Origin of the sequence: Pseudomonas sp. B21128 (assembly GCF_044218865.1) — a bacterium.
Taxonomy (GTDB): Bacteria; Pseudomonadota; Gammaproteobacteria; order Pseudomonadales; family Pseudomonadaceae; genus Aquipseudomonas; species Aquipseudomonas iridis.
The window spans coordinates 2,123,345-2,143,514 of the sequence record NZ_CP162590.1 but is presented as its reverse complement, the minus strand read 5'-3'; the positions used below and the strand labels follow the sequence as shown (position 1 = coordinate 2,143,514).

Genomic DNA, 20,170 nt, shown 5'->3' with positions numbered 1-20,170 from the left:
GTGGGCACGCCCTGCCAGCGGCGAGTATAACGGCGAACTGCTTGGCGTTCGTCAAGGTCTTAACTTCACTCGACGACGCTTCGTTTACAAATGACTCAGGAGATTTCCCATGCGTTTACCTTTTCGCCTGATCGGCGGCGTGCTGGTCGCCACCCTGCTCACTCAAATCACCGCGTGCGGCTCGATTTTCTATCCGGATCGTCGCGGCCAGATCGACGGCAAGATCGACCCGGCGATTGCCGTGCTCGATGCCGTCGGGCTGCTGTTCTACGTGATCCCCGGGCTGATTGCGTTTGCTGTCGACTTCGCCACTGGCGCGATCTATTTCGAGCCAGGTCATACCGCACAAATCGATCCGGCCAAGCTCAAGCAAGCCGTCGGCCCGGACGGTCAGGTCGATAACCAAAAGTTGCAGGCTATTCTCGAAACGGAACTGGGGCGCAACTTCCCGCTGGACGATCCACGCCTGATCCAGCACAAGGGCAGCACTCAGCAACTGGCGATGTTCGGCCTGCAACCTGCCGCATAAGGAATCACCCTGCCCATGATCTCCAAGCCCGAACACGCCCGCCTGCTGCGGTTGGCCACCCGCGCCTCGGTGGCGGTGGCCTGCACGCTGATCGTCGCCAAAGCCATCGCCTGGTGGCTGAGCGGTTCGGTGAGCATGCTCGCCGGCCTCACTGACTCGGCGCTGGACGGCGTCACGTCGTTGCTCAATCTGCTGGCAGTGCACTACGCGTTACGTCCGGCGGACGACGATCACCGCTATGGCCACGGCAAGGCGGAGTCGCTGGCCGGCATGGCGCAGGCACTGTTCATTGGTGGCAGTGCGGTGTTGATCGCATTTCAGGCGTATGAGCGGTTGAACAATCCGCAGCCGCTGGGCGCGCCCTGGCTGAGCATCGGCGTGATCGTGTTTTCCCTGCTGCTGACGCTGGCGCTGCTGGTGTTGCAGCATCGGGTGATCAAGGCGACCGGCTCCAACGCCGTGCGCGCCGATTCGCTGCATTACCGCTCGGACATGCTGCTAAACGGCAGCATTCTGATTGCGCTGATGCTGGCCGGGTTTGGTTTTGAGCAACTGGATGCGTGGTTCGGTCTGGGGATTGCTGTCTACATCTTGTGGAGCGCGGTGCAGATCGCCCGAGAAAGTTTCTCAGTGTTGATGGACGAGGAACTACCGACGGACGTCAGCCAGCAAATGCTCGAACTGGCGTGCAGTGTGCCGGGGGTGCTGGGCGCGCATGACTTGCGCACACGGATCTCGGGCAACCACTGGTTTGTGCAATTGCATCTGGAATTGCCGGGGGAGCTGACGTTGTCCGTCGCGCACGGCATCAGCGATCAGGCCGCCGATGCCATTCACAAAGCCTACCCGCGAGCCGAAGTGCTGGTGCACGCCGACCCGATCAAAGCAGCTACAAGCCGCCAGCCTCAAGATTCAAGCTTGTAGCTCGAAACTTGCAGCTCGTAGCGGCTTCTATCTGACCTGATAACCGCGACTGCTCAGGCAATTGCCCTGGGCCTGACGGTAGGCCTGGACCACCTCGGGCGCCGGTTGATACGTCGCGGTGCGCGGATCGAAACCGCTTTGCTGCACCGCGTACTGATAACACTGGTACCCGTCCTGCTGCACCTGCTGCGGCGACTGTCCATTGGCCGGATAGGCCTCGACGTCGTAGCCCTGGGATTGCGGCTGTTGCTGCTGCACGGGCGGCGCGACCACGATGTAATCCTGCGTGTCTTGCTGATACGCGTAGTAAGAGCCGGCAGCGAGGAACAGCAGCGACCCACCGACCCACACTTCACGGGCGTAATCCGGCAAGTACTGCGTACGAATTCCGCGCGGCGGTTGCACGACGATGTAGCGCGGGCCTTGCGGGCGATACCAGTAGCCGCCGGAATAGAAGTAATCCTGACCGCGATACGGCACGCGATAGTCACGATCCGGGAAGCGATCGATCACATGCCCCGGGCGATATTGCGGGCCGGGGCCCCAACCATTGCCGTGACCGTCCGGACGTCCCGGCCAGCGATGGTCGTTGGGCCGATTGCCGGTCTGCCAATGCTGATTGCTGTAGCCGTTTTGCGGACGCTCATCGCGGTAGTAACCCTGACGTGGCTCCTGGGTCTGGCGCACGGCGTCGGGGCGCGGCTGGATCGGCAGGCTGTTGGCCGGGAGCTGCGGCGGTGGAGGGGGCTGGCGCACCGGGTTGGGGTTGTAGGCCGGGCGGTTCTGGTTAAGGCCATTGTTTTGCTGACCGTTGTGCTCGAACTGGCGGCTGTTGTCGCCACGAATGATCTCGTTGCTCTGCGGGCGCGGCTGATTCTGCTGCTGCGGATTATTCTGCCCGCGCTGCTGATGGTCGCCGCCATGGCCCTGATTATTGCCTTGATGCTCCGGCCCGCGGCCGCCGCCATCCGGGCCACGATTTTGCGCCTCATCGGCCAGTGCCTGCGCACTGATATTCATACACAGCAAACCAACACCGGCCAACTGCCAGATGCGCGACTTCATGAAATTCCTCACTGCGGCTCAGAGCCCTTGATTGGAGTGGCCTGTAGCTAAGACCGGGGAAATACACACCGGGTTCTGCAACAGGTTATCAGTCACGCCACTTATTTATTGAGCGGCGCAGCAGTAAATCGCGCACAAGAAAAAAGGGAGACCCGTCGGCCTCCCTTTAGAGAACTTCGTCCTGGCTCGACGCTTTTGACGTCGGCTCACCTCACGCCGTCTTATGGACAGTGCGTAGCTCGGGAGCCGGCCCAACCCCGGTGGGGGTGGCGGCCGCGGCAGGCCTGATTGGGCGGGCCGCGTGGACTGTGTTACCGAGCAGTGATTCTGGTGATAAGAATAAGCCTGAGGCCGCGACAGAGGATTGCGAAGATTGCTCAAATAAACATCACTTGCGCAATTTTTCACCCTGGATAGATAATCCGCCGCAATAGTTACAACCAAGGACAGATTGATGAGCAAACTCGACCGTTACGACCTGAGCATTTTGGCGGAATTGCAACGCGACGCCCGCATCTCCAACCAGGAGTTGGCCGAGCGCATCGGTCTGTCACCCTCGCCTTGCTCGCGCCGGGTCAAACAGCTGGAAGACGACGGCTATATCTCGCGTCAGGTGGCGCTACTGGACCGCAAGATGCTCGGCCTGAGCCTGACGGCTTACGTGCTGATCGGCATGGACCGGCACACGCCAGAGCGTTTCGAGAATTTCGAAGCGGCGATTCGCACGTTGCCGCAGGTGCTGGAGTGCAGCCTGGTGACGGGGGTGGATGCTGATTACCAGTTGAAAGTGGTGGTACCGGATATGGATCACTATCAGAAGCTGTTGCTCGGTCACCTCACCCGCATTGATGGCGTAACAAGCGTTCGCTCAAGCTTTGTGCTGAATCAGGTGCTGAACAGCACCGAGTTGCCGCTGACTCATTTGCGTAGCTGATCAAAGGCCTCCTCATCGGAACGCCGCCCGCCCAGCCCTCTCCCTGAGGGAGAGGGTTAGGGTGAGGGAAAGATTCGGGATCAGACCCAGATCAATACCACGCCCAAATCCATAGCGTATAATCGCCGCCGCCCTTTACCCCGCCCCGCGCCGGAGATGTCCGATGGATCCTGCATTACTCGAAGAGTGGATGATGACCGGTCTGGTCAGCATCCTGATCATTTTCATGGGTTTCATCGTCTGGGATCTGGCGAAGAAGTCCAAGGCCGGGCGCTTCGGCTCGCTCATTCTGTTCTTCGTGCTGGGCCTGGGTGTGGCCGCGTTCATCATCAAGAGCGTGGTGATCGGCCTGATCGAATCCGGCGCTCTATAAGCGCGCCGGCACCTCCGCCCACTGGCCCTGATCGAGACCGTCGATCGTCCAGTCACCAATCCTGACCCGCACCAACCGCAGCGTCGGCAGCCCGACCGCGGCAGTCATGCGCCGTACCTGACGGTTGCGCCCCTCGCGAATCACCAGTTCAAGCCAACTCGTCGGCACGCTTTTGCGAAAGCGCACGGGCGGGTTGCGTGGCCACAGCTCAGGTTCATCGAGTTGGCGCGCCTCGGCGGGCAAGGTCATGCCGTCATTCAACTCGACGCCATCACGCAGACGCTGCAACTGCTCGTCCGTCGGCTCGCCTTCGACCTGCACCCAATAGGTTTTCGCCAGCTTGTGTTTCGGGTCTGCGATCCGCGCCTGCAACTGGCCGTCGTTCGTCAGCAGCAGCAAACCTTCGCTGTCACGGTCCAGACGCCCGGCCGGGTAGATGCCCGGCACGTCAATGTAATCCTTGAGCGTCGCCCGCCCTTCACCGTCGCTGAATTGCGTCAGCACATCGAACGGCTTGTTGAACAGGATCAGCTTCGGCTCGGCCGGCGGCGCCTTGGCGACACGGCGAGGGGCAGAAGACGGGGGCTTCGCGCCGGGACGGCGGGAAGGTGGACGCGGGGGACGGGACATGGGCAAAACTACATCTGGCGATCTGGGCTGACAATGCTAGTGCCCGGATCGCCAAATGACCACGACTAACCGTTAACGGAACGGCGGTTCGTCGAAACTGCGCAGTTTGCGCGAGTGCAGCGAATTGAGTTCGGTGCGCAGCAGATCGACCGCTTCAATGCCGATCTTCAAGTGCTGGCTGACCGCGCGTTCGTAGAAGGCGTTGGCCGAACCCGGCAGCTTGATTTCACTGTGCAGCGGTTTGTCCGAAACGCACAGCAACGTGCCATACGGCACTCGCAAGCGATAACCCTGCGCGGCAATCGTGCCGCTTTCCATGTCCACCGCCACGGCGCGGGACAGGTTGATCAACGGCCGCTCCTGAGCCCAACGCAGCTCCCAGTTGCGATCGTCGTAAGTCAGCACGGTGCCGGTGCGCAGGCGTTTTTTCAGATCGTCGCCCTTCTCACCCGTCACATTGGCTGCCGCTTGTTGCAGCGCCATTTGCACTTCGGCCAGAGCCGGGATCGGAATGTTGGGCGGCACCACCCGATCAAGAATACCGTCGCGACGCATGTAGGCGTGTGCCAGCACGTAATCGCCGATGGTCTGCGACTGACGCAGGCCGCCGCAGTGACCGATCATCAGCCAGCAATGCGGACGCAGTACCGCCAAATGGTCGGTGATGTTCTTGGCGTTGGACGGGCCGACGCCGATATTGACCAAGGTCACGCCGTGGCCATCGCTGGCGATCAGGTGATAGGCCGGCATCTGGTAGCGGTGCCAGACCACACCGGCAGCAATCGCCGAAGCTTCGCCGTGATCCATGCTCTTTTCGATGATCACGTTGCCCGGCAACACCATGCGCACGAAACGCGGGTCGCTGCGCAATTGCTCCAGACCATGGACGATGAACTGGTCGACGTAACGGTGATAGTTGGTCAGAAGGATCCACGGCTGCACATGACGCCAGTCGCTGCCGGTGTAATGCACCAGACGGCGCAGCGAGAAATCCACGCGCGCCGCATCAAACAGCGCCAATGGCAGCGGATCGGTGTTTTCCCAATCGTAGAGACCGTCGGCGATGCCATCGGTGGCGGCAGACAAATCGGTACTCGGGAACACGCGCGCCAGCACCGCGGCCGTCACGCCGGAGCCGGCCAGTTCGTCGCCCTGTTCGACCACGTAGGGATACGGAATGTTTTGCTGGCTGACGCCGACTTCCACGGTCACGGTGAAGTCGTGCATCAACGGCACAAGTTGTTCGAGCAGGTATTTGCGAAAGGCCGCCGGGTGGGTGACGGTGACGCTATAAGTGCCAGGCAGTTGCACCTTGGCGTAGGCGCGGGTGGTCTGCGGGACTTCGCCCTGGCAGTGATAGGTCAGACGCAGTTCGGGATAACGAAACTGGGCACGCTGCTCGGCGTCGGGCTCGACGCGATCCTTGAGGTACCGCTTGAGCGCCGAGTTCAGCGCAGAGGTGGCCCGCTCATGCAGCTCGGCCAGACGATCCACGGCTTGTTCGGCGGTTTGAACGACAATAAACGCTTCGGTCACGATCAGCTTCCTGTGTTCTGACTTGCAGGGCTTCATCTTGCCTGCATCGTGGCGTGACGGGAACAGTGGCGTTGTGGCTACACCCAAATCTTTCAGACAACCCGAATCCCTGTGGGAGCTGGCTTGCCAGCGATGAGGGCGTCACATTCAACATCGATGTCGAGTGACAGAACGCCATCGCTGGCAAGCCAGCTCCCACAGGGTTTTGTGGTGTTGGGGAGATTGGGGTCAGAAACCTTGCGGGGTCGAGCGGGCGACGATGGCTTCGACGTCCAGTCCACGCGGCAGCGCGCCATAAACTCGTCCGCCACCACTCAGACGACTGGCAATAAAGGCATCACTGACCGCCGCATTCCCCGCCTCCAGCAACAGCTTGGCCTGTAGCCCAAGCGCGATATCCTCAGTCAACTGCCGCGCCCGGTATTGAATGTCGCTCGTATCCTTGAACTGCGCCTGCAACTGCTGAATATGCGCGGCCAGACGTTTATCACCATGGCCGTCACCGAGCTCGCTGAACAACACATCCAGCACGCCCGGCTCTTTGGACAAGGCACGCAACACGTCGAGGCACTGGACGTTGCCCGAACCTTCCCACGTCGAGTTGACCGGCGCCTCGCGGTATAGTCGCGGCAAGATGCTGTCTTCGACATAACCCGCACCGCCCATGCATTCGGCGGCTTCGTTGATCATGGCCGGCGCACGTTTGCAGATCCAGTATTTGCCCACCGCCGTCACCAACCGGGCGAATTGCGCTTCATGGCGATCATCCAGATGATCGAGCGCTTTGCCCATGCGCAGGCTCAGGGCCAGTGCGGCCTCGCTTTCAAGCGCCAGATCGGCCAGCACGTTCTGCATCAACGGCTGTTCGCTCAGCAGTTTGCCGCCGACCTTGCGGTGCGCGCAGTGATGGCTGGCCTGGGTCAGCGCCTGACGCATCAGTGCGCTGGAGCCGACCATGCAATCGAAACGGGTCATGGCCACCATCTCGATGATGGTCGGCACGCCGCGCCCCTCTTCACCGACCATCCACGCCAGCGCCCCGCGAAATTCCACTTCGCTGGAGGCATTGGACTGGTTGCCGAGTTTGTTTTTCAGGCGCTGGATGTAGAACTGATTGCGCGTGTCATCGGGACGATGGCGCGGCAGCAGAAAACAGGTCAGGCCTTTGTCGGTCTGAGCCAGCGTGAGGAACGCATCGCACATCGGCGCCGAGCAGAACCACTTGTGCCCGACCAGCTCATAGGCCTCGCCCGGCCCGCTGGCACCGACCGGATAGGCTTTGGTGGTATTGGCACGCACGTCGGTGCCGCCCTGTTTCTCGGTCATCGCCATGCCGATGGTGACCCCGGCCTTGTGCGCCATGCCGACATTGCGCGGATCGTATTCAGTGGCGAGGATTTTCGGCAGCCATTGCTGGGCCAGGTTCGGCTGCAAATGCAGGGCCGGAACGCTGGCGAACGTCATGGTCAACGGGCAGCCACTGCCGGCCTCGGCCTGGCTGTGCAGGTAACTCATGGACGCCCGAGCAACATGGGCGCCGTCCTGCGGATGCGCCCATGGCAAGGACGTCAGGCCATGCTCGATGGCCGTGCGCATCAGCTCGTGATAAGCGGGATGGAATTCCACCAGATCGATGCGATGACCGTAGCGGTCATGGCTGGCGAATACCGGTTTGTTCTGATTGGCGAGGAACCCGGCTTCCATCAGCGGCCCGCCAGCAATAGCACCGTAGGCGTCAATTCGCGATTCGGCCCAACCGGAGCCAAACCGGCGCGACCACTCCTGCAACGGCAGATCAATGCGGTACAGGTTGCTGCCGTCCAGCGACGGCGGCTGGTTGGTGACTTCGTGGGTTTCGGCGAACTGATGCAGGTTCATGACGGGTTCCTTCTTCAGCGAGAAGGTCAGTTAAGCACCGCCCCCCCGCCGAACAAAGTGTCATATCCGCCGTTTTCGCGGCGCTTTTACCCTGTCAGCAGCACAGCACACGCCGCTCCAGCGCTGCCTGCAACTCTTCGAATTTCACCGGTTTGTTCAGGTAATCGATCACCGCGCCAGGGCTGCACATCTCGCGGTCGGCACTCAGCGCCAACATGAACACCGGCAGATGGGCGCAACCCGGCAAAGCGTGGATCTGGCAGCCCAATGCCGCACCGTCCTGGGCAGACGACTGGCAATCGATCAGTACTGCGTCGAAGCTCTCGCGCTGCAGGCAATCGAGCGCTGCCGCACTATTATCGGCGGCGCGCACGCGGAAACCGAGCTTGAGCAGCATGCCGCGCATCACCAGTTGATTAACGCTGTTGTTATCGACCAACAACACCGTGCAGTCCTGCGGTGCGCGTATGCAATCGCGGGCAGGCGCCGCTATTGGCGCAGGCTCGACCACCGGCAATTCGAACTCGACGTCCAGCTGGAAACGGCTGCCGCGACCGGGTTCGGAACGATGGGTGAGCTTGCCGCCGAGCAATTCCACCAACTGTCGGCAAATCGCCAGACCTACGCCCAAGCCGCCGTACTCACGGGTCATCGACCCGTCGAGCTGGAAGAAGCGCTGGTACATCGTTGCCTCGCCCAGATCAGTGAAGCCGATACCGGTGTCGATCACTGCAAAAGACAACGCCATACGATTGTCCGTCGTCGGTTTGCCGGTAACACGTAGTGCCAGACCGCCCACGCGAGTGAACTTGATCGCGTTATCCAGCAAGCACTCCAGGCATTGCGCCAGTTTCGTGCTGTCGCCGTTCAGGCGATCCGGCAGGGTCGGTAGCACGTCGACTTTGAAATCCAGCGACTTGCTCGCCGCATTACTTTCAAATTGCACGCGTAATGCCTCGACCACGCCGCGCAGGCTGAAGCTGCCCGGTGTCGCCTTGAGCTTGCCGGCCTGCAATTCGGTCAGGGTGAGGATGCCGTTGACCATGCGCATCATGTCGCGGGCGGAACCGGCGGCAGTTTGCTGGTATTGCTCAAGCTCCGGGTCGAGGTCGACGGTCTGCATCAGTTCCAGCGAGCCGATCACACCGTTCATCGGCGTGCGCAGTTCGTGGGTCAGGGTCGCGAGGAATTCATCCTTGAGCTTGTTGCTGCGGGCCAGTTGCTGGTTGAGCACTTCGAGCTTCTGCCCGGCATCGAACAGAGTCTGCGCCTGTTGTTCGCGCATCGCATTGATGCGATCGGCCAATGCCAGCGACAGCAGCGCCACCTCGATGGCCGAGCCGATCTGGCTGGCATACATGGTCAGGAACACGTTCGGCAGCAAGCCCAGCACCATCAGTGTGTTGATCACACCACCGAGCAGAAATGCCGACCAGGCGATGATGAAGTAGCGCGCTACCCGCAGGCCGCGGCACCAGGCCAGAATCCCGGCGGCGAAAATCACCACGGTGAAAGTCAGCGCCAACGTTGTTGCCAGGCGCAGGGCCAAGGCGTAACTGGCCATCAACGACAGACCCACCACCAGCGCACCGAATGCGATCAGGGCGATCAGCAAGCGGTCAAGCCAGCGGCTGTGCATCCTGGTCTGCAAAAAGCTGCGGGCGAACTGGCTGCCGAACAGCCCCGCGCAACCGATGAAGAACGGGGTGGCGGCGTTGGCCCACCACGGATTGTTCGGCCAGAAATACTCGACCGCCGCGCCATTCACCGACAGCTGATAGAGCCCGAACGAGGCAATGTAGAAGATGTAATAGAGGTAACTGGTGTCTCGCACGCTCAGGTAGATGAACAGGTTGTAGACCACCATCCCCAGCAGCACGCCATAAATGATACCCAGCACGTACAGGCGCACCGGCTGATCTTCGAGATACGCGGTGCTCGACCACAACGTCACCGGCGCCTGGATCGAGCCTTCGCTGGCGAGTCGCAGGTACACGGTTTGCTGTTGATCCGGCGCGAACGTCAGGTCGAACAGATAGTTGTTCTGGCGGATCTCACGACTGGCGAACGGCAAGGCATCGCCGGTTTGCCGGATCAGGTGAAAGTCGCCATGGGCGTCGGGCAGATACAGGTCGAGATGGTCAAGCGGCGGGTACGCCAACTCCAGCAGCCAGGTGCGCTGGGCACCTGGGTTGCTCGGGCGGTAATGCAGGTCGATCTTCAGCCAGAATGCCGAGCGTGAGTACCCGGCATTGAGCGTGGCGTTGTCGTGGGTTTTGAAATTGCCGGCAGCAGCCTGCGCGCGGACATCGGCAATGCTCGCCTGACCGCTTGGGTCTTCGAACACTTGCAGTGACCGGCCCAGAGGGAGGCTCTGGGTGAATTCGTCGAATTCGACGGCGCTCGCCATGAGGGGCAAGCAGAACAGCAACATCAGCAGATAGCGCATTGAAGCCCCAGCGTGGCTCGTCCGGTAGTGTCAGGAAGCCCCCCATTCCTTTTGAGTAGACGTAAAACCGGTGTTACCTGTTATTGGTTTGGATCCAGACTAGCATAGCCGTTGATGGCCATTGAGCACCATCGGAATTTTTCCTACAAAGGCTCTAGAACGGGCGTTCCAGAGCAAAGCAGCGAGCTAGAGCTGTTTGATTGGTCAGGTAGATCAAAAGATCGTCCAACGACTCGGGCCGCGATCGGACGATCTTTTGATCTTGCTGCGCCAGCCACACCCGAAAATCAGCTTTGGTGGTAAGCTCGCGCACCATGAATATCTACAGCTCCCGCCCCGTTGTCCTCTGTCTCTCCGGCCACGACCCCAGTGGTGGCGCCGGCTTGCAGGCAGATATCGAAGCCCTGCTCGCGCAGGGTTGCCATGCGGCTCCGGCCGTCACCGCCCTGACCGTGCAAGACACCGTCAACGTCACTGACTTCCGCGTCCTCGACCGTGAGTGGGTGTTGGCCCAGGCCAATGCCGTGCTCAACGACTCCGAAGTCGCGGCGGTCAAACTGGGCATGCTCGGTTCGCTGGAAATGGTCGACACCGTTGTCGAACTGCTGTCCGCGCACCCGCACTTGCCGGTGGTCTGCGACCCGGTACTGCGCGCCGGCGGCGGTGGACGTCTGGGCAAGGACGAAGTCGGCTATGCGATGCGCGAACGTCTGCTGCCACTGTCGATCATCGCGACCCCCAACCTTCCCGAAGCGCGCATCCTTGCCGAACTGCCCGAAGGCACCGCGGATGAGTGCGCTGAAAAACTTCTGCCGTTCGTCAAGAACCTGCTGATTACCGGTGGCCACGGCGACGAAACTGAAATCCACAATCGCCTGTACAGCCGCGACGGTCTGCGTGAAACCTTTTACTGCCAGCGCTTGCCGGGCAGTTATCACGGTTCTGGTTGCACCCTAGCCAGTGCCTTGGCCGGTCGCCTGGCGCAAGGTGAAAACCTCGCCAGCGCCGTGCGCAGTGCACTGGATTACACCTGGCGCACCCTGCGCGATGCCGAACAGCTGGGCAAAGGCCAGTTTGTCCCGCGTCGCCTGCCGCTGGATTTCTGCTCGTAACGTCGTGAGGTCTGCCTGATGAAACTACGTGGCCTGTACGCCATTACCGACAGCCAGTTGCTGGCCGGCAAGTTCCTGTCGTACGTGGAGGCGGCGCTGGAAGGCGGCGTGACCCTGCTGCAATACCGCGACAAGAGCAGCGACGAGGCCCGCCGTCTGCGCGAAGCCGAGACGCTGCGCGATCTGTGCGAACGCTACAAGACGCAGCTGATCATCAACGACGACGCCGAACTGGCCGCGCGCCTGAACGTCGGTGTGCATCTGGGCCAGACCGACGGCCCGCTGTCACCGACCCGCGCCCTGCTCGGCTCGAAAGCGATCATCGGCTCGACTTGCCACGCGCAAATCGAACTGGCGCAACAGGCTGCCAAGGAAGGCGCGAGTTACGTCGCCTTCGGTCGTTTCTTCAATTCCAACACAAAACCCGGCGCACCGACCTGCAGCCTTGATCTGCTCGACGAAGCCAAACGTGCGCTGCATCTACCGATCTGCGCGATTGGTGGCATTACCCTCGACAACGCTGCGCCGCTGGTGGCCCACGGCGTCGACTTGCTCGCTGTGGTCCACGGTTTGTTTGGTGCCGACAGCACCGCCGAAGTGACCCGCCGCGCCCGCGCATTCAATGAATTGTTCAAATCCTGATTTTTGAGAGCCCGATCATGTCTCGTTCCGAAACCCTGTTTGCCAATGCCCAGAAACACATTCCCGGGGGCGTGAACTCACCGGTTCGCGCGTTCAAGAGCGTGGGTGGCACGCCGCTGTTCTTCAAACACGCCGAAGGCGCCTACGTCACTGACGAAGACGACAAGCGTTATGTCGATTACGTTGGCTCGTGGGGCCCGATGATTCTTGGCCACAGCCACCCGGACGTGCTGGACGCGGTGCGCAATCAACTGCAACACGGCTTGTCGTACGGCGCGCCGACCGCGATGGAAACCGAGATGGCCGACCTGGTCTGCTCGCTGGTGCCGTCGATGGACATGGTGCGCATGGTCAGCTCCGGCACCGAAGCGACCATGAGCGCCATCCGCCTGGCTCGTGGTTACACCGGCCGCGACAGCATCATCAAATTCGAAGGCTGCTACCACGGTCACTCCGACAGTCTGCTGGTCAAGGCCGGTTCCGGCGCACTGACCCAAGGCGTTCCGAGCTCGGCGGGTGTACCGGCCGCGTTCGCCAAACACACGCTGACCCTGCCGTTCAACGACATCGACGCCGTGGAAAAAATGCTCGCCGAAGTCGGTGAAGAAGTCGCCTGCATCATCGTTGAGCCAGTGGCCGGCAACATGAATTGCGTGCCGCCAGCGCCGGGCTTCCTCGAAGGTCTGCGCTCGCTGTGCGACAAGCATGGTGTTGTGCTGATTTTCGACGAAGTGATGACCGGTTTCCGCGTGGCCCTCGGTGGCGCGCAGGCTTACTACGGCGTGAAACCAGACCTGACCACTTTCGGCAAGATCATCGGTGGCGGCATGCCGGTCGGCTGTTTCGGCGGCAACCGTGAAATCATGGAACGCATCGCGCCACTGGGCCCGGTGTATCAGGCCGGTACGCTGTCGGGTAACCCGCTGGCCATGGCTGCCGGTTTGACCACTCTGCGCCTGATCAGCCGTCCGGGTTTCCACGACGAACTGACCGATTACACCACGCGCCTGCTCGACGGCCTGCAACAACGCGCTGACGCTGCGGGCATTCCGTTCGTGACCACTCAGGCCGGCGGCATGTTTGGCCTGTACTTCAGCGGTGCCGACGACATCGTCACCTTTGAAGACGTGATGGCCAGTGACGCTGCCCTGTTCGGTCGCTTCTTCCACCTGATGCTGGAAGGCGGCGTGTACCTGGCGCCGAGTGCATTCGAAGCCGGTTTCACCTCTATCGCCCACGGCGAAGCCGAGTTGAAGTTGACTCTGGAAGCAGCCGTGCGCGCCTTCGCCAAACTGAAATAATCGCCGAACCGCTGACGTTGGCCATTGCCAGCGTCAGCTTTCACCTACACCCGAGCTGTTTTTCCGACGCCTCTGCTAAATATCCGCCTAAAGCGGGCGATATATTCCCCGCGCAGCAGAAAAACGAGTAAAGACTTTGTAAGGATGGCCCTGCTTATTTCATAATGCGCGCTTATTGGATCCCTCGATGGGTCCGCGTGCCCTTCAGAGGTAAGTCGATTCCCATGAACCGCACCGGCCGCACCCTTGCCTTGGGCTGCCTGTTGCTCCTTCAGCCCCTGCTCGCGCATGCACAAGCAGGCGGCAACTCGTTGTTGATCCCGGCGATGGGTCGTTGCACCCTCAATACTCAGCCGCAAGACGTCACGCAGGCACTGGCCGCCTGCCAAAAGGCAGCGGATGAAGGGGATGCGCAAGCGCAATACGAGTTGGGTGAGTTCTACTACGACGGCAAGAATGCGCCGCGCGACCTCAATCAAGCCCTGAGCTATTTCGAAAAAGCCTCGCTGCAAGGCCATGCCCAGGCGCAATTCAAGCTCGGCACCATGTTCTTCCACGGCGAAGGCGTACAGGCCAACAACATTCAGGCGTACATCGTGCTGAAGATGGCCGCGGTCAACGGCGCCGAAGAGGCGCTGGACACTGCCGACGAAGTCTCTGAAAAAATGTCCCGCGAAGACCTCGAAACCGCCACACAGGTGCTTGGGCAAATTTTCCGTAAATACCTGATGGAACTGCAGAGCGCCGATGGGCGTACGCCGTTTTCGCCTCTCCCCTGATTTCTGAGCCGATCTTGCTCGCGAATGGGCGACGCGGTCTTGAAACTTACTTCTCAGGCATCGGCATCGGAAACGGCATCACATTGCCGACGGTGCCGCGGGCTTCGCTGATTTTCGGTGTACCCAGACGCTCAACCTCGTCGATGCGCACGATCGAATGCATCGGCACAAAGCTGCGCACCACGCCTTCGAATTGCGCCTTGAGCTTTTCTTCGCTCGGATCGACGACCATCTGCGTGCGCTCGCCAAAGACGAACTCTTCCACTTCCAGGAAGCCCCACAGATCACTTTGATAGATCTGCTTGGCGTACATTTCGAACACCTGGCCCTGGTTGAGGAAAATCACCTTGTAGATTGGAGCTTCGCGTTTGGTCATGGCGGGCGGATAACATCGGGGATAAAAATGAGGGCGCGAACTATAGCATAGCCACCGGACGCACAACGGTAGGAACATGGAGACATGTTCCCTATAATGCGCGGTTCTTTGAATCACGTGACGATCCTAATCCATGGCCAAGAAGCTTTACATCGAAACCCACGGTTGCCAGATGAACGAGTACGACAGCTCGCGCATGGTCGATCTGCTGGGTGAACATCAGGCCCTGGAAGTCACGGCTCGCGCCGAAGATGCCGACGTGATTCTGCTCAACACCTGCTCGATCCGCGAACGCGCCCAGGACCGGGTTTACTCGCAACTGGGCCGCTGGCGCGAACTGAAACTGGCCAACCCGGACATGGTGATCGCCGTCGGCGGTTGCGTGGCCAGCCAGGAGGGCGCGGCGATCCGTGATCGCGCACCCTACGTCGACGTGGTGTTTGGCCCGCAGACCCTGCACCGCCTGCCGGAAATGATCGACGCCGCACGCGTCACCAAATTGCCGCAAGTCGACGTCTCGTTCCCGGAAATCGAAAAATTCGACCACTTGCCCGAGCCGCGCATTGACGGCCCGAGTGCTTACGTGTCGGTGATGGAAGGTTGCAGCAAGTACTGCACGTTCTGCGTGGTGCCTTATACCCGCGGTGAAGAAGTCAGCCGCCCCTTCGACGACGTGCTCGCCGAGATCATTCATCTGGCCGAAAACGGCGTACGTGAAGTGACTTTGCTGGGGCAGAACGTCAACGGCTATCGCGGCGCAACCCATGACGGTCGTCTGGCCGACCTGGCGGAATTGATCCGCGTGGTCGCCGCCGTCGATGGCATCGACCGCATTCGCTACACCACCTCGCATCCGCTGGAGTTCTCCGACAGCCTGATCCAGGCCCACGCCGACGTACCGGAACTGGTGAAGCACCTGCACTTGCCAGTGCAATCGGGCTCTGACCGGATTCTGGCGGCGATGAAGCGCAACCACACCGCGCTGGAGTACAAATCCAAGTTGCGCAAGCTGCGCGCGGCGGTGCCGGGGATTTGCATCAGTTCGGACTTCATCGTCGGCTTCCCGGGTGAAACCGAGAAAGACTTCGAACAGACCATGAAGCTGATCGAAGACGTCGGTTTCGATTTTTCCTACTCGTTCGTTTACAGCCAGCGCCCGGGCACACCGGCCGCCGATCTGGCCGATGACACGCCGGAAGCGCTCAAGAAAGAACGCCTGAACGCGCTTCAGCACCGCCTGAATCAGCAAGGTTTCGAAATCAGCCGACAAATGGTCGGCTCGACCCAGCGAATTCTAGTGACCGATTACTCGAAGAAAGACCCGGGCGAACTGCAAGGGCGCACCGAGAATAATCGTATCGTCAACTTCCGTTGCGACAATCCAACCCTGATCGGCCAGTTCGCCGATGTGCACATCGATGCGGCGCAACCGCACTCGCTGCGGGGCTCTCTGATCCAGTAAAAAATATCAGGAGCATAGAGAATCCTGTGGGAGCTGGCTTGCCAGCGATAAGGCCATCAGCCCCGACAAATATGTCGCCTGTTGCACCGCTATCGCTGGCAAGCCAGCTCCCACAGTGGACTGCACTGTTACTGAGATTGTGTTCATCAATTTAAGAGCTTTCGCACCCACGACTCTGGCGTTATCCTTGATTTCATCTTAATTGCCCCAGGGCGGCTAAATACGACCTTGAACGCTCCCATAGAACCACATCGTTTTATTCTCGAGCCCTTTGAGGCTCATCGCTTCGCCAATCTGTGCGGGCAATTCGACGAGCATTTGCGCTTGATCGAACAGCGCCTGAGCATCGAGATCCGCAACCGCGGAAACCAGTTCGAGCTGATCGGCGACTCCAAACACACCACGTCTGCGGAAAATCTGATTCGCCGCCTGTACCGCGAAACCAAGGGTACGGAGTTGTCGCCAGATATGGTTCACCTGTTTCTGCAGGAATCAGCCGTCGTCGAACTGGACAACCACGCCCCCGCGGAAGCCTCCGTCGCCCTGCGCACCAAAAAAGGCATGATTCGCCCTCGCGGCTTGAATCAGTTGCGCTACGTGAAGGAAATACTCGGTAACGACATCAACTTCGGCATAGGCCCGGCCGGTACCGGCAAGACCTATCTGGCCGTGGCCTGTGCGGTCGATGCACTGGAGCGCGAGCAGATCCGGCGCATCCTGCTGGTGCGCCCGGCGGTTGAGGCGGGTGAAAAGCTCGGCTTCCTGCCCGGCGATCTGTCGCAGAAGATCGACCCGTACCTGCGCCCGCTCTATGACGCACTCTACGAAATGCTCGGCTTCGAATACGTGGCCAAGCTGATCGAACGTCAAGTGATCGAAGTCGCGCCGCTGGCCTACATGCGCGGTCGTACGCTGAACAATAGCTTCATCATTCTCGACGAAAGCCAGAACACCACCGTTGAACAGATGAAGATGTTCCTGACGCGTATCGGTTTTGGCTCTACCGCGGTTATCACGGGGGACATCACCCAGGTCGACCTGCCGAAAGGCACCAAGTCGGGCCTGCACCACGTCATCGAAGTGCTTAAAGACGTGCCGGGCATCAGCTTCACGCACTTCATGCCCAAGGACGTTGTGCGCCATCCGCTGGTTCAACGCATCGTCGAAGCCTACGAGCGCTTCGAAAATCGCGTGACTGATGAACCTGCGAAGGACGCTCGCCGCGATGCTTGAGCTTGACCTGCAAATAGCGACCGAAGCGTCCGCTCCCAGTGAAACGGAGTTCCGCAAATGGTGCGAACTGGCCCTGCGCCAGCGCACCGCAGACTCGGAAATGACCATTCGTCTGGTCGACGAGGAAGAAGGCCGTGAGCTCAATCACACCTGGCGCCAGAAGGATTACGCGACCAACGTCCTGTCGTTCCCGGCCGACGTGCCCGACGAGTTTCTCGATATCCCGCTGCTCGGCGATCTGGTGATCTGCGTGGCCGTGGTTGAGCGCGAAGCCGCCGAACAAGGCAAGGAACTAAAGGCCCACTGGGCACATCTGGTCATTCACGGCTGCTTGCATCTGCTTGGTTACGACCATATAGATGACGAAGAAGCCGAAGAAATGGAAGCACTGGAACGCGAGTTGCTTGCTGAACTGGGCTATCCCGATCCGTACGCGGACGACGAAACCGAACCCTCCCCTATCGTTACAACAAAGGATTCAGAGTAATCGCTATGAGCGAAGATCGATCGAGCAACGGGCAGAAGTCATGGCTGGGTAAACTGACCCAGGCTTTTGCCCACGAGCCGAAGAACCGCCAGGAGCTCCTTGAGCTGCTGCGCGATGCACATCAGAACAAACTGCTGGACAGCGAAGCGCTGGCCATCGTCGAAGGCGCCATTCAGGTGGCTGACCTGCAAGTACGCGACATCATGGTGCCGCGTTCGCAGATGGTCAGCATCAAGGCGACCCAGACACCGCGTGAATTCCTCCCGGCCGTGGTCGACTCCGCCCACTCGCGCTATCCGGTCATCGGCGAAAGCCATGACGACGTGATGGGCGTGCTGCTGGCCAAGGATCTGCTGCCGCTGATCCTCAAGGAAAACGGCGACAGCTTCAACATCAAGGACCTGCTGCGCCCGGCCACCTTCGTGCCGGAGTCCAAGCGTCTGAATGTGTTGCTGCGTGAGTTCCGCGCCAACCACAACCACATGGCCATCGTCATTGATGAATACGGCGGCGTGGCAGGTCTGGTGACCATCGAAGACGTGCTGGAACAGATCGTCGGCGATATCGAGGACGAGCACGACGTCGAAGAAGACAGCTACATCAAGCCGCTGCCCAGCGGTGACTTCCTGATCAAGGCACTGACGCCGATCGAGAACTTCAACGAGTTCTTCGACAGCGAGTTCTCCGACGACGAGTTCGACACCGTCGGCGGCCTGGTGATGAGCGCGTTCGGGCACTTGCCAAAACGCAACGAAACCACTGAAATCGGCGCTTATCGTTTCCGCATCCTGAACGCCGACAGCCGTCGGATTCACTTGCTGCGACTGACGCCTATCGCTCGTTAAATCTAAGGACTGAAATGCGCTGGACAACCCGCCCCGGCTGGCCCGGTAACCTGCTGGCCGTGGCGGCCGGTGCAATCACCACGTTCGCTCTGGCACCCTTCGATATCTGGCCGCTGGCTCTGCTGGCGGTCGGTTTGTTCTATGCCGGCTTGCGTGAGCTAAGCCCCCGTCAGGCACTCGGCCGTGGCTGGTGCTTCGGTTTCGGCCTGTTCGGCGCCGGTACCAGTTGGATCTATTACAGCATTCACCACTTCGGCGGCGCTTCAGTGCTGCTGGCCGGATTCCTGATGCTGCTGTTCACTGCGGCGATTGCCTTTTTCTTCGCCCTGCCCGCCTGGCTGTGGGCGCGCTGGCTGCGCCGTAACGAGGCACCGCTGGCCGATGCTTTGGCATTCGCCGCGCTGTGGGTCGGCCAGGAAGCCTTTCGCGGCTGGTTCCTCACTGGCTTCCCTTGGCTTTATTCCGGTTACAGCCAGCTCGACGGTCCATTGGCCGGTCTCGCGCCGGTCGGCGGGATGTGGCTGGTGTCGTTCGTTCTGGCGTTGACGGCTGCGCTGATCTACAACGCACCGCGTCTGCTGCAATCCGGCCGTAAAGCGTTTGTTGCCGTTGGCTTGCTGTTGCTGGTCGGGCCATGGGTGGCGGGGATTGCACTCAAGGGCCACGCCTGGACCAGTCCTTCCGGTGCGCCGCTGACCGTTGCTGCCATTCAGGGTAACGTCGAACAAAGCATGAAGTGGGACCCGGCGCAGCTCAACGCGCAACTGGCGCTGTACCGCGATCTGAGTTTCCGCTCCAAACCCGTGGACCTGCTGATCTGGCCGGAAACCGCGGTGCCGGTACTCAAGGAGTCCGCCGAGGGCTACCTGAGCATGATGGGTAACTTCGCCGCCGAACGTAAATCGGCGCTGATCACCGGCGTACCGATCCGCGAAACGGTGCACCACGAAAGACGCTTCTACAATGGCATCACTGTGGTGGGCGAAGGCGATGGCACTTACCTGAAACAGAAACTGGTGCCGTTCGGTGAGTACGTGCCGTTGCAGGATGTGCTGCGCGGACTGATCGCATTCTTCGACCTGCCGATGTCGGACTTCGCCCGCGGTCCCGCCGATCAGCCAATGCTGCAAGCCAAGGGTTATCAGATCGCGCCGTTCATCTGCTACGAGGTGGTGTACCCAGAGTTTGCCGCCGGCCTGTCGGCGCGCAGCGACCTGCTGCTGACGATCAGCAACGACACGTGGTTCGGCACCTCGATCGGCCCGCTGCAACATTTGCAGATGGCGCAGATGCGCGCGCTGGAAGCCGGACGCTGGATGATCCGCGCCACCAACAATGGCGTGACCGGCCTGATCAACCCGTTCGGGCAAATCACCGAGCAGATTCCGCAGTTCGAACAAGGCATTTTGTATGGCGAAGTGGTGCCAATGCACAACCTGACGCCTTACCTGCAATGGCGATCGTGGCCGCTGATCGTCCTGTGTCTGGGGCTGTTCGGTTGGGCGTTGATGGCTAGCCGGATGTCCAAGACCCTGTAAAGCAAAAGATCGCAGCCTGCGGCAACGCCTACATGACTTTATCTGTAGGCGTTGCCGCAGGCTGCGATCTTTTGATC

Annotated in this window: 19 protein-coding genes; 13 read left to right on the top strand and 6 right to left on the bottom strand. The window is 60.5% G+C overall.

The genetic code is table 11. The annotated features are described in order from the left end of the window. Positions 1-109 precede the first annotated feature (109 nt). Both AB4P91_RS09515 and AB4P91_RS09510 read left to right on the top strand, forming a co-directional pair. The gene (locus tag AB4P91_RS09515; protein WP_150602142.1) at positions 110-529 is read left to right on the top strand and encodes a polyribonucleotide nucleotidyltransferase; all 420 of its coding nucleotides are present in this window, start codon (positions 110-112) and stop codon (positions 527-529) included. Positions 530-544: 15 nt separating this feature from the next. Beyond that, the gene (locus tag AB4P91_RS09510; protein ID WP_395604685.1) at positions 545-1,453 is read left to right on the top strand and encodes a cation diffusion facilitator family transporter; all 909 of its coding nucleotides are present in this window, start codon (positions 545-547) and stop codon (positions 1,451-1,453) included. Positions 1,454-1,480: 27 nt separating this feature from the next. Here the strand turns inward: AB4P91_RS09510 and AB4P91_RS09505 are convergent, their stop codons facing one another. Continuing rightward, positions 1,481-2,518: a DUF6515 family protein gene (locus AB4P91_RS09505; RefSeq protein WP_395604684.1), complete on the bottom strand. Its 1,038-nt coding sequence runs from the start codon at positions 2,516-2,518 to the stop codon at positions 1,481-1,483. 454 nt (positions 2,519-2,972) lie between these two features. On the opposite strand from AB4P91_RS09505, the gene AB4P91_RS09500 reads away from it, so the two are divergent. Further along, positions 2,973-3,452, top strand: coding sequence for an Lrp/AsnC family transcriptional regulator (locus tag AB4P91_RS09500; RefSeq protein WP_042561225.1), 480 nt, complete (start codon positions 2,973-2,975; stop codon positions 3,450-3,452). 163 nt (positions 3,453-3,615) lie between these two features. Further along, the gene (locus AB4P91_RS09495) at positions 3,616-3,825 is read left to right on the top strand and encodes a DUF2788 domain-containing protein (protein ID WP_042561226.1); all 210 of its coding nucleotides are present in this window, start codon (positions 3,616-3,618) and stop codon (positions 3,823-3,825) included. On the opposite strand, the gene AB4P91_RS09490 is transcribed toward AB4P91_RS09495, so the two are convergent. The 4 genes from AB4P91_RS09490 to AB4P91_RS09475 all read right to left on the bottom strand — a co-directional run bounded on the left by AB4P91_RS09490 (position 3,820) and on the right by AB4P91_RS09475 (position 10,318). Beyond that, complete coding sequence (locus AB4P91_RS09490; protein WP_150688114.1) at positions 3,820-4,455, bottom strand: pseudouridine synthase; 636 nt, start codon at positions 4,453-4,455, stop codon at positions 3,820-3,822. The two genes, AB4P91_RS09495 and AB4P91_RS09490, sit on opposite strands and share 6 nt — an antisense overlap. A gap of 72 nt (positions 4,456-4,527) precedes the next feature. Beyond that, positions 4,528-6,027, bottom strand: a complete 1,500-nt coding sequence (gene amn, locus AB4P91_RS09485) for an AMP nucleosidase (RefSeq protein ID WP_191624076.1) — start codon at positions 6,025-6,027, stop codon at positions 4,528-4,530. A gap of 192 nt (positions 6,028-6,219) precedes the next feature. After that, the gene (locus tag AB4P91_RS09480; RefSeq protein WP_395604683.1) at positions 6,220-7,869 is read right to left on the bottom strand and encodes an acyl-CoA dehydrogenase family protein; all 1,650 of its coding nucleotides are present in this window, start codon (positions 7,867-7,869) and stop codon (positions 6,220-6,222) included. Between the two features lie 94 nt (positions 7,870-7,963). After that, positions 7,964-10,318 (bottom strand): 7TM diverse intracellular signaling domain-containing protein, encoded by a 2,355-nt coding sequence (locus AB4P91_RS09475; RefSeq protein WP_395604682.1) that lies wholly within the window; start codon positions 10,316-10,318, stop codon positions 7,964-7,966. Positions 10,319-10,632: 314 nt separating this feature from the next. Between AB4P91_RS09475 and AB4P91_RS09470 the strand changes: the two genes are divergently transcribed. The 4 genes from AB4P91_RS09470 (at position 10,633) to AB4P91_RS09455 (ending at position 14,152) form a co-directional block, all read left to right on the top strand. After that, positions 10,633-11,430: a hydroxymethylpyrimidine/phosphomethylpyrimidine kinase gene (locus tag AB4P91_RS09470; protein ID WP_047303578.1), complete on the top strand. Its 798-nt coding sequence runs from the start codon at positions 10,633-10,635 to the stop codon at positions 11,428-11,430. Between the two features lie 18 nt (positions 11,431-11,448). After that, entirely contained in the window at positions 11,449-12,072 is a 624-nt protein-coding gene (thiE, locus tag AB4P91_RS09465; RefSeq protein WP_150595255.1) for a thiamine phosphate synthase, read from the top strand. A gap of 17 nt (positions 12,073-12,089) precedes the next feature. After that, positions 12,090-13,373 (top strand): glutamate-1-semialdehyde 2,1-aminomutase, encoded by a 1,284-nt coding sequence (gene hemL, locus AB4P91_RS09460; protein WP_395604681.1) that lies wholly within the window; start codon positions 12,090-12,092, stop codon positions 13,371-13,373. Between the two features lie 224 nt (positions 13,374-13,597). Continuing rightward, positions 13,598-14,152, top strand: coding sequence for a tetratricopeptide repeat protein (locus tag AB4P91_RS09455; protein ID WP_042561233.1), 555 nt, complete (start codon positions 13,598-13,600; stop codon positions 14,150-14,152). Positions 14,153-14,198: 46 nt separating this feature from the next. Here the strand turns inward: AB4P91_RS09455 and AB4P91_RS09450 are convergent, their stop codons facing one another. Next, positions 14,199-14,528: a DUF1820 family protein gene (locus AB4P91_RS09450; RefSeq protein WP_042561234.1), complete on the bottom strand. Its 330-nt coding sequence runs from the start codon at positions 14,526-14,528 to the stop codon at positions 14,199-14,201. 133 nt (positions 14,529-14,661) lie between these two features. Between AB4P91_RS09450 and miaB the strand changes: the two genes are divergently transcribed. The 5 genes from miaB to lnt all read left to right on the top strand — a co-directional run bounded on the left by miaB (position 14,662) and on the right by lnt (position 20,093). Next, complete coding sequence (gene miaB, locus AB4P91_RS09445) at positions 14,662-15,990, top strand: tRNA (N6-isopentenyl adenosine(37)-C2)-methylthiotransferase MiaB (protein WP_150688110.1); 1,329 nt, start codon at positions 14,662-14,664, stop codon at positions 15,988-15,990. A gap of 228 nt (positions 15,991-16,218) precedes the next feature. Next, positions 16,219-17,223, top strand: coding sequence for a PhoH family protein (locus tag AB4P91_RS09440; protein ID WP_150597055.1), 1,005 nt, complete (start codon positions 16,219-16,221; stop codon positions 17,221-17,223). Beyond that, positions 17,216-17,710 (top strand): rRNA maturation RNase YbeY, encoded by a 495-nt coding sequence (gene ybeY / locus AB4P91_RS09435; RefSeq protein WP_395604680.1) that lies wholly within the window; start codon positions 17,216-17,218, stop codon positions 17,708-17,710. The genes AB4P91_RS09440 and ybeY overlap by 8 nt, the downstream gene beginning before the upstream one ends. Positions 17,711-17,715: 5 nt before the next feature. Then, positions 17,716-18,555 (top strand): HlyC/CorC family transporter, encoded by an 840-nt coding sequence (locus AB4P91_RS09430; RefSeq protein WP_024014438.1) that lies wholly within the window; start codon positions 17,716-17,718, stop codon positions 18,553-18,555. 14 nt (positions 18,556-18,569) lie between these two features. Beyond that, on the top strand, positions 18,570-20,093 hold the full coding sequence (lnt, locus tag AB4P91_RS09425; RefSeq protein WP_150595252.1) for an apolipoprotein N-acyltransferase: 1,524 nt from the start codon (positions 18,570-18,572) through the stop codon (positions 20,091-20,093). The last annotated feature ends 77 nt before the right edge of the window (positions 20,094-20,170 follow it).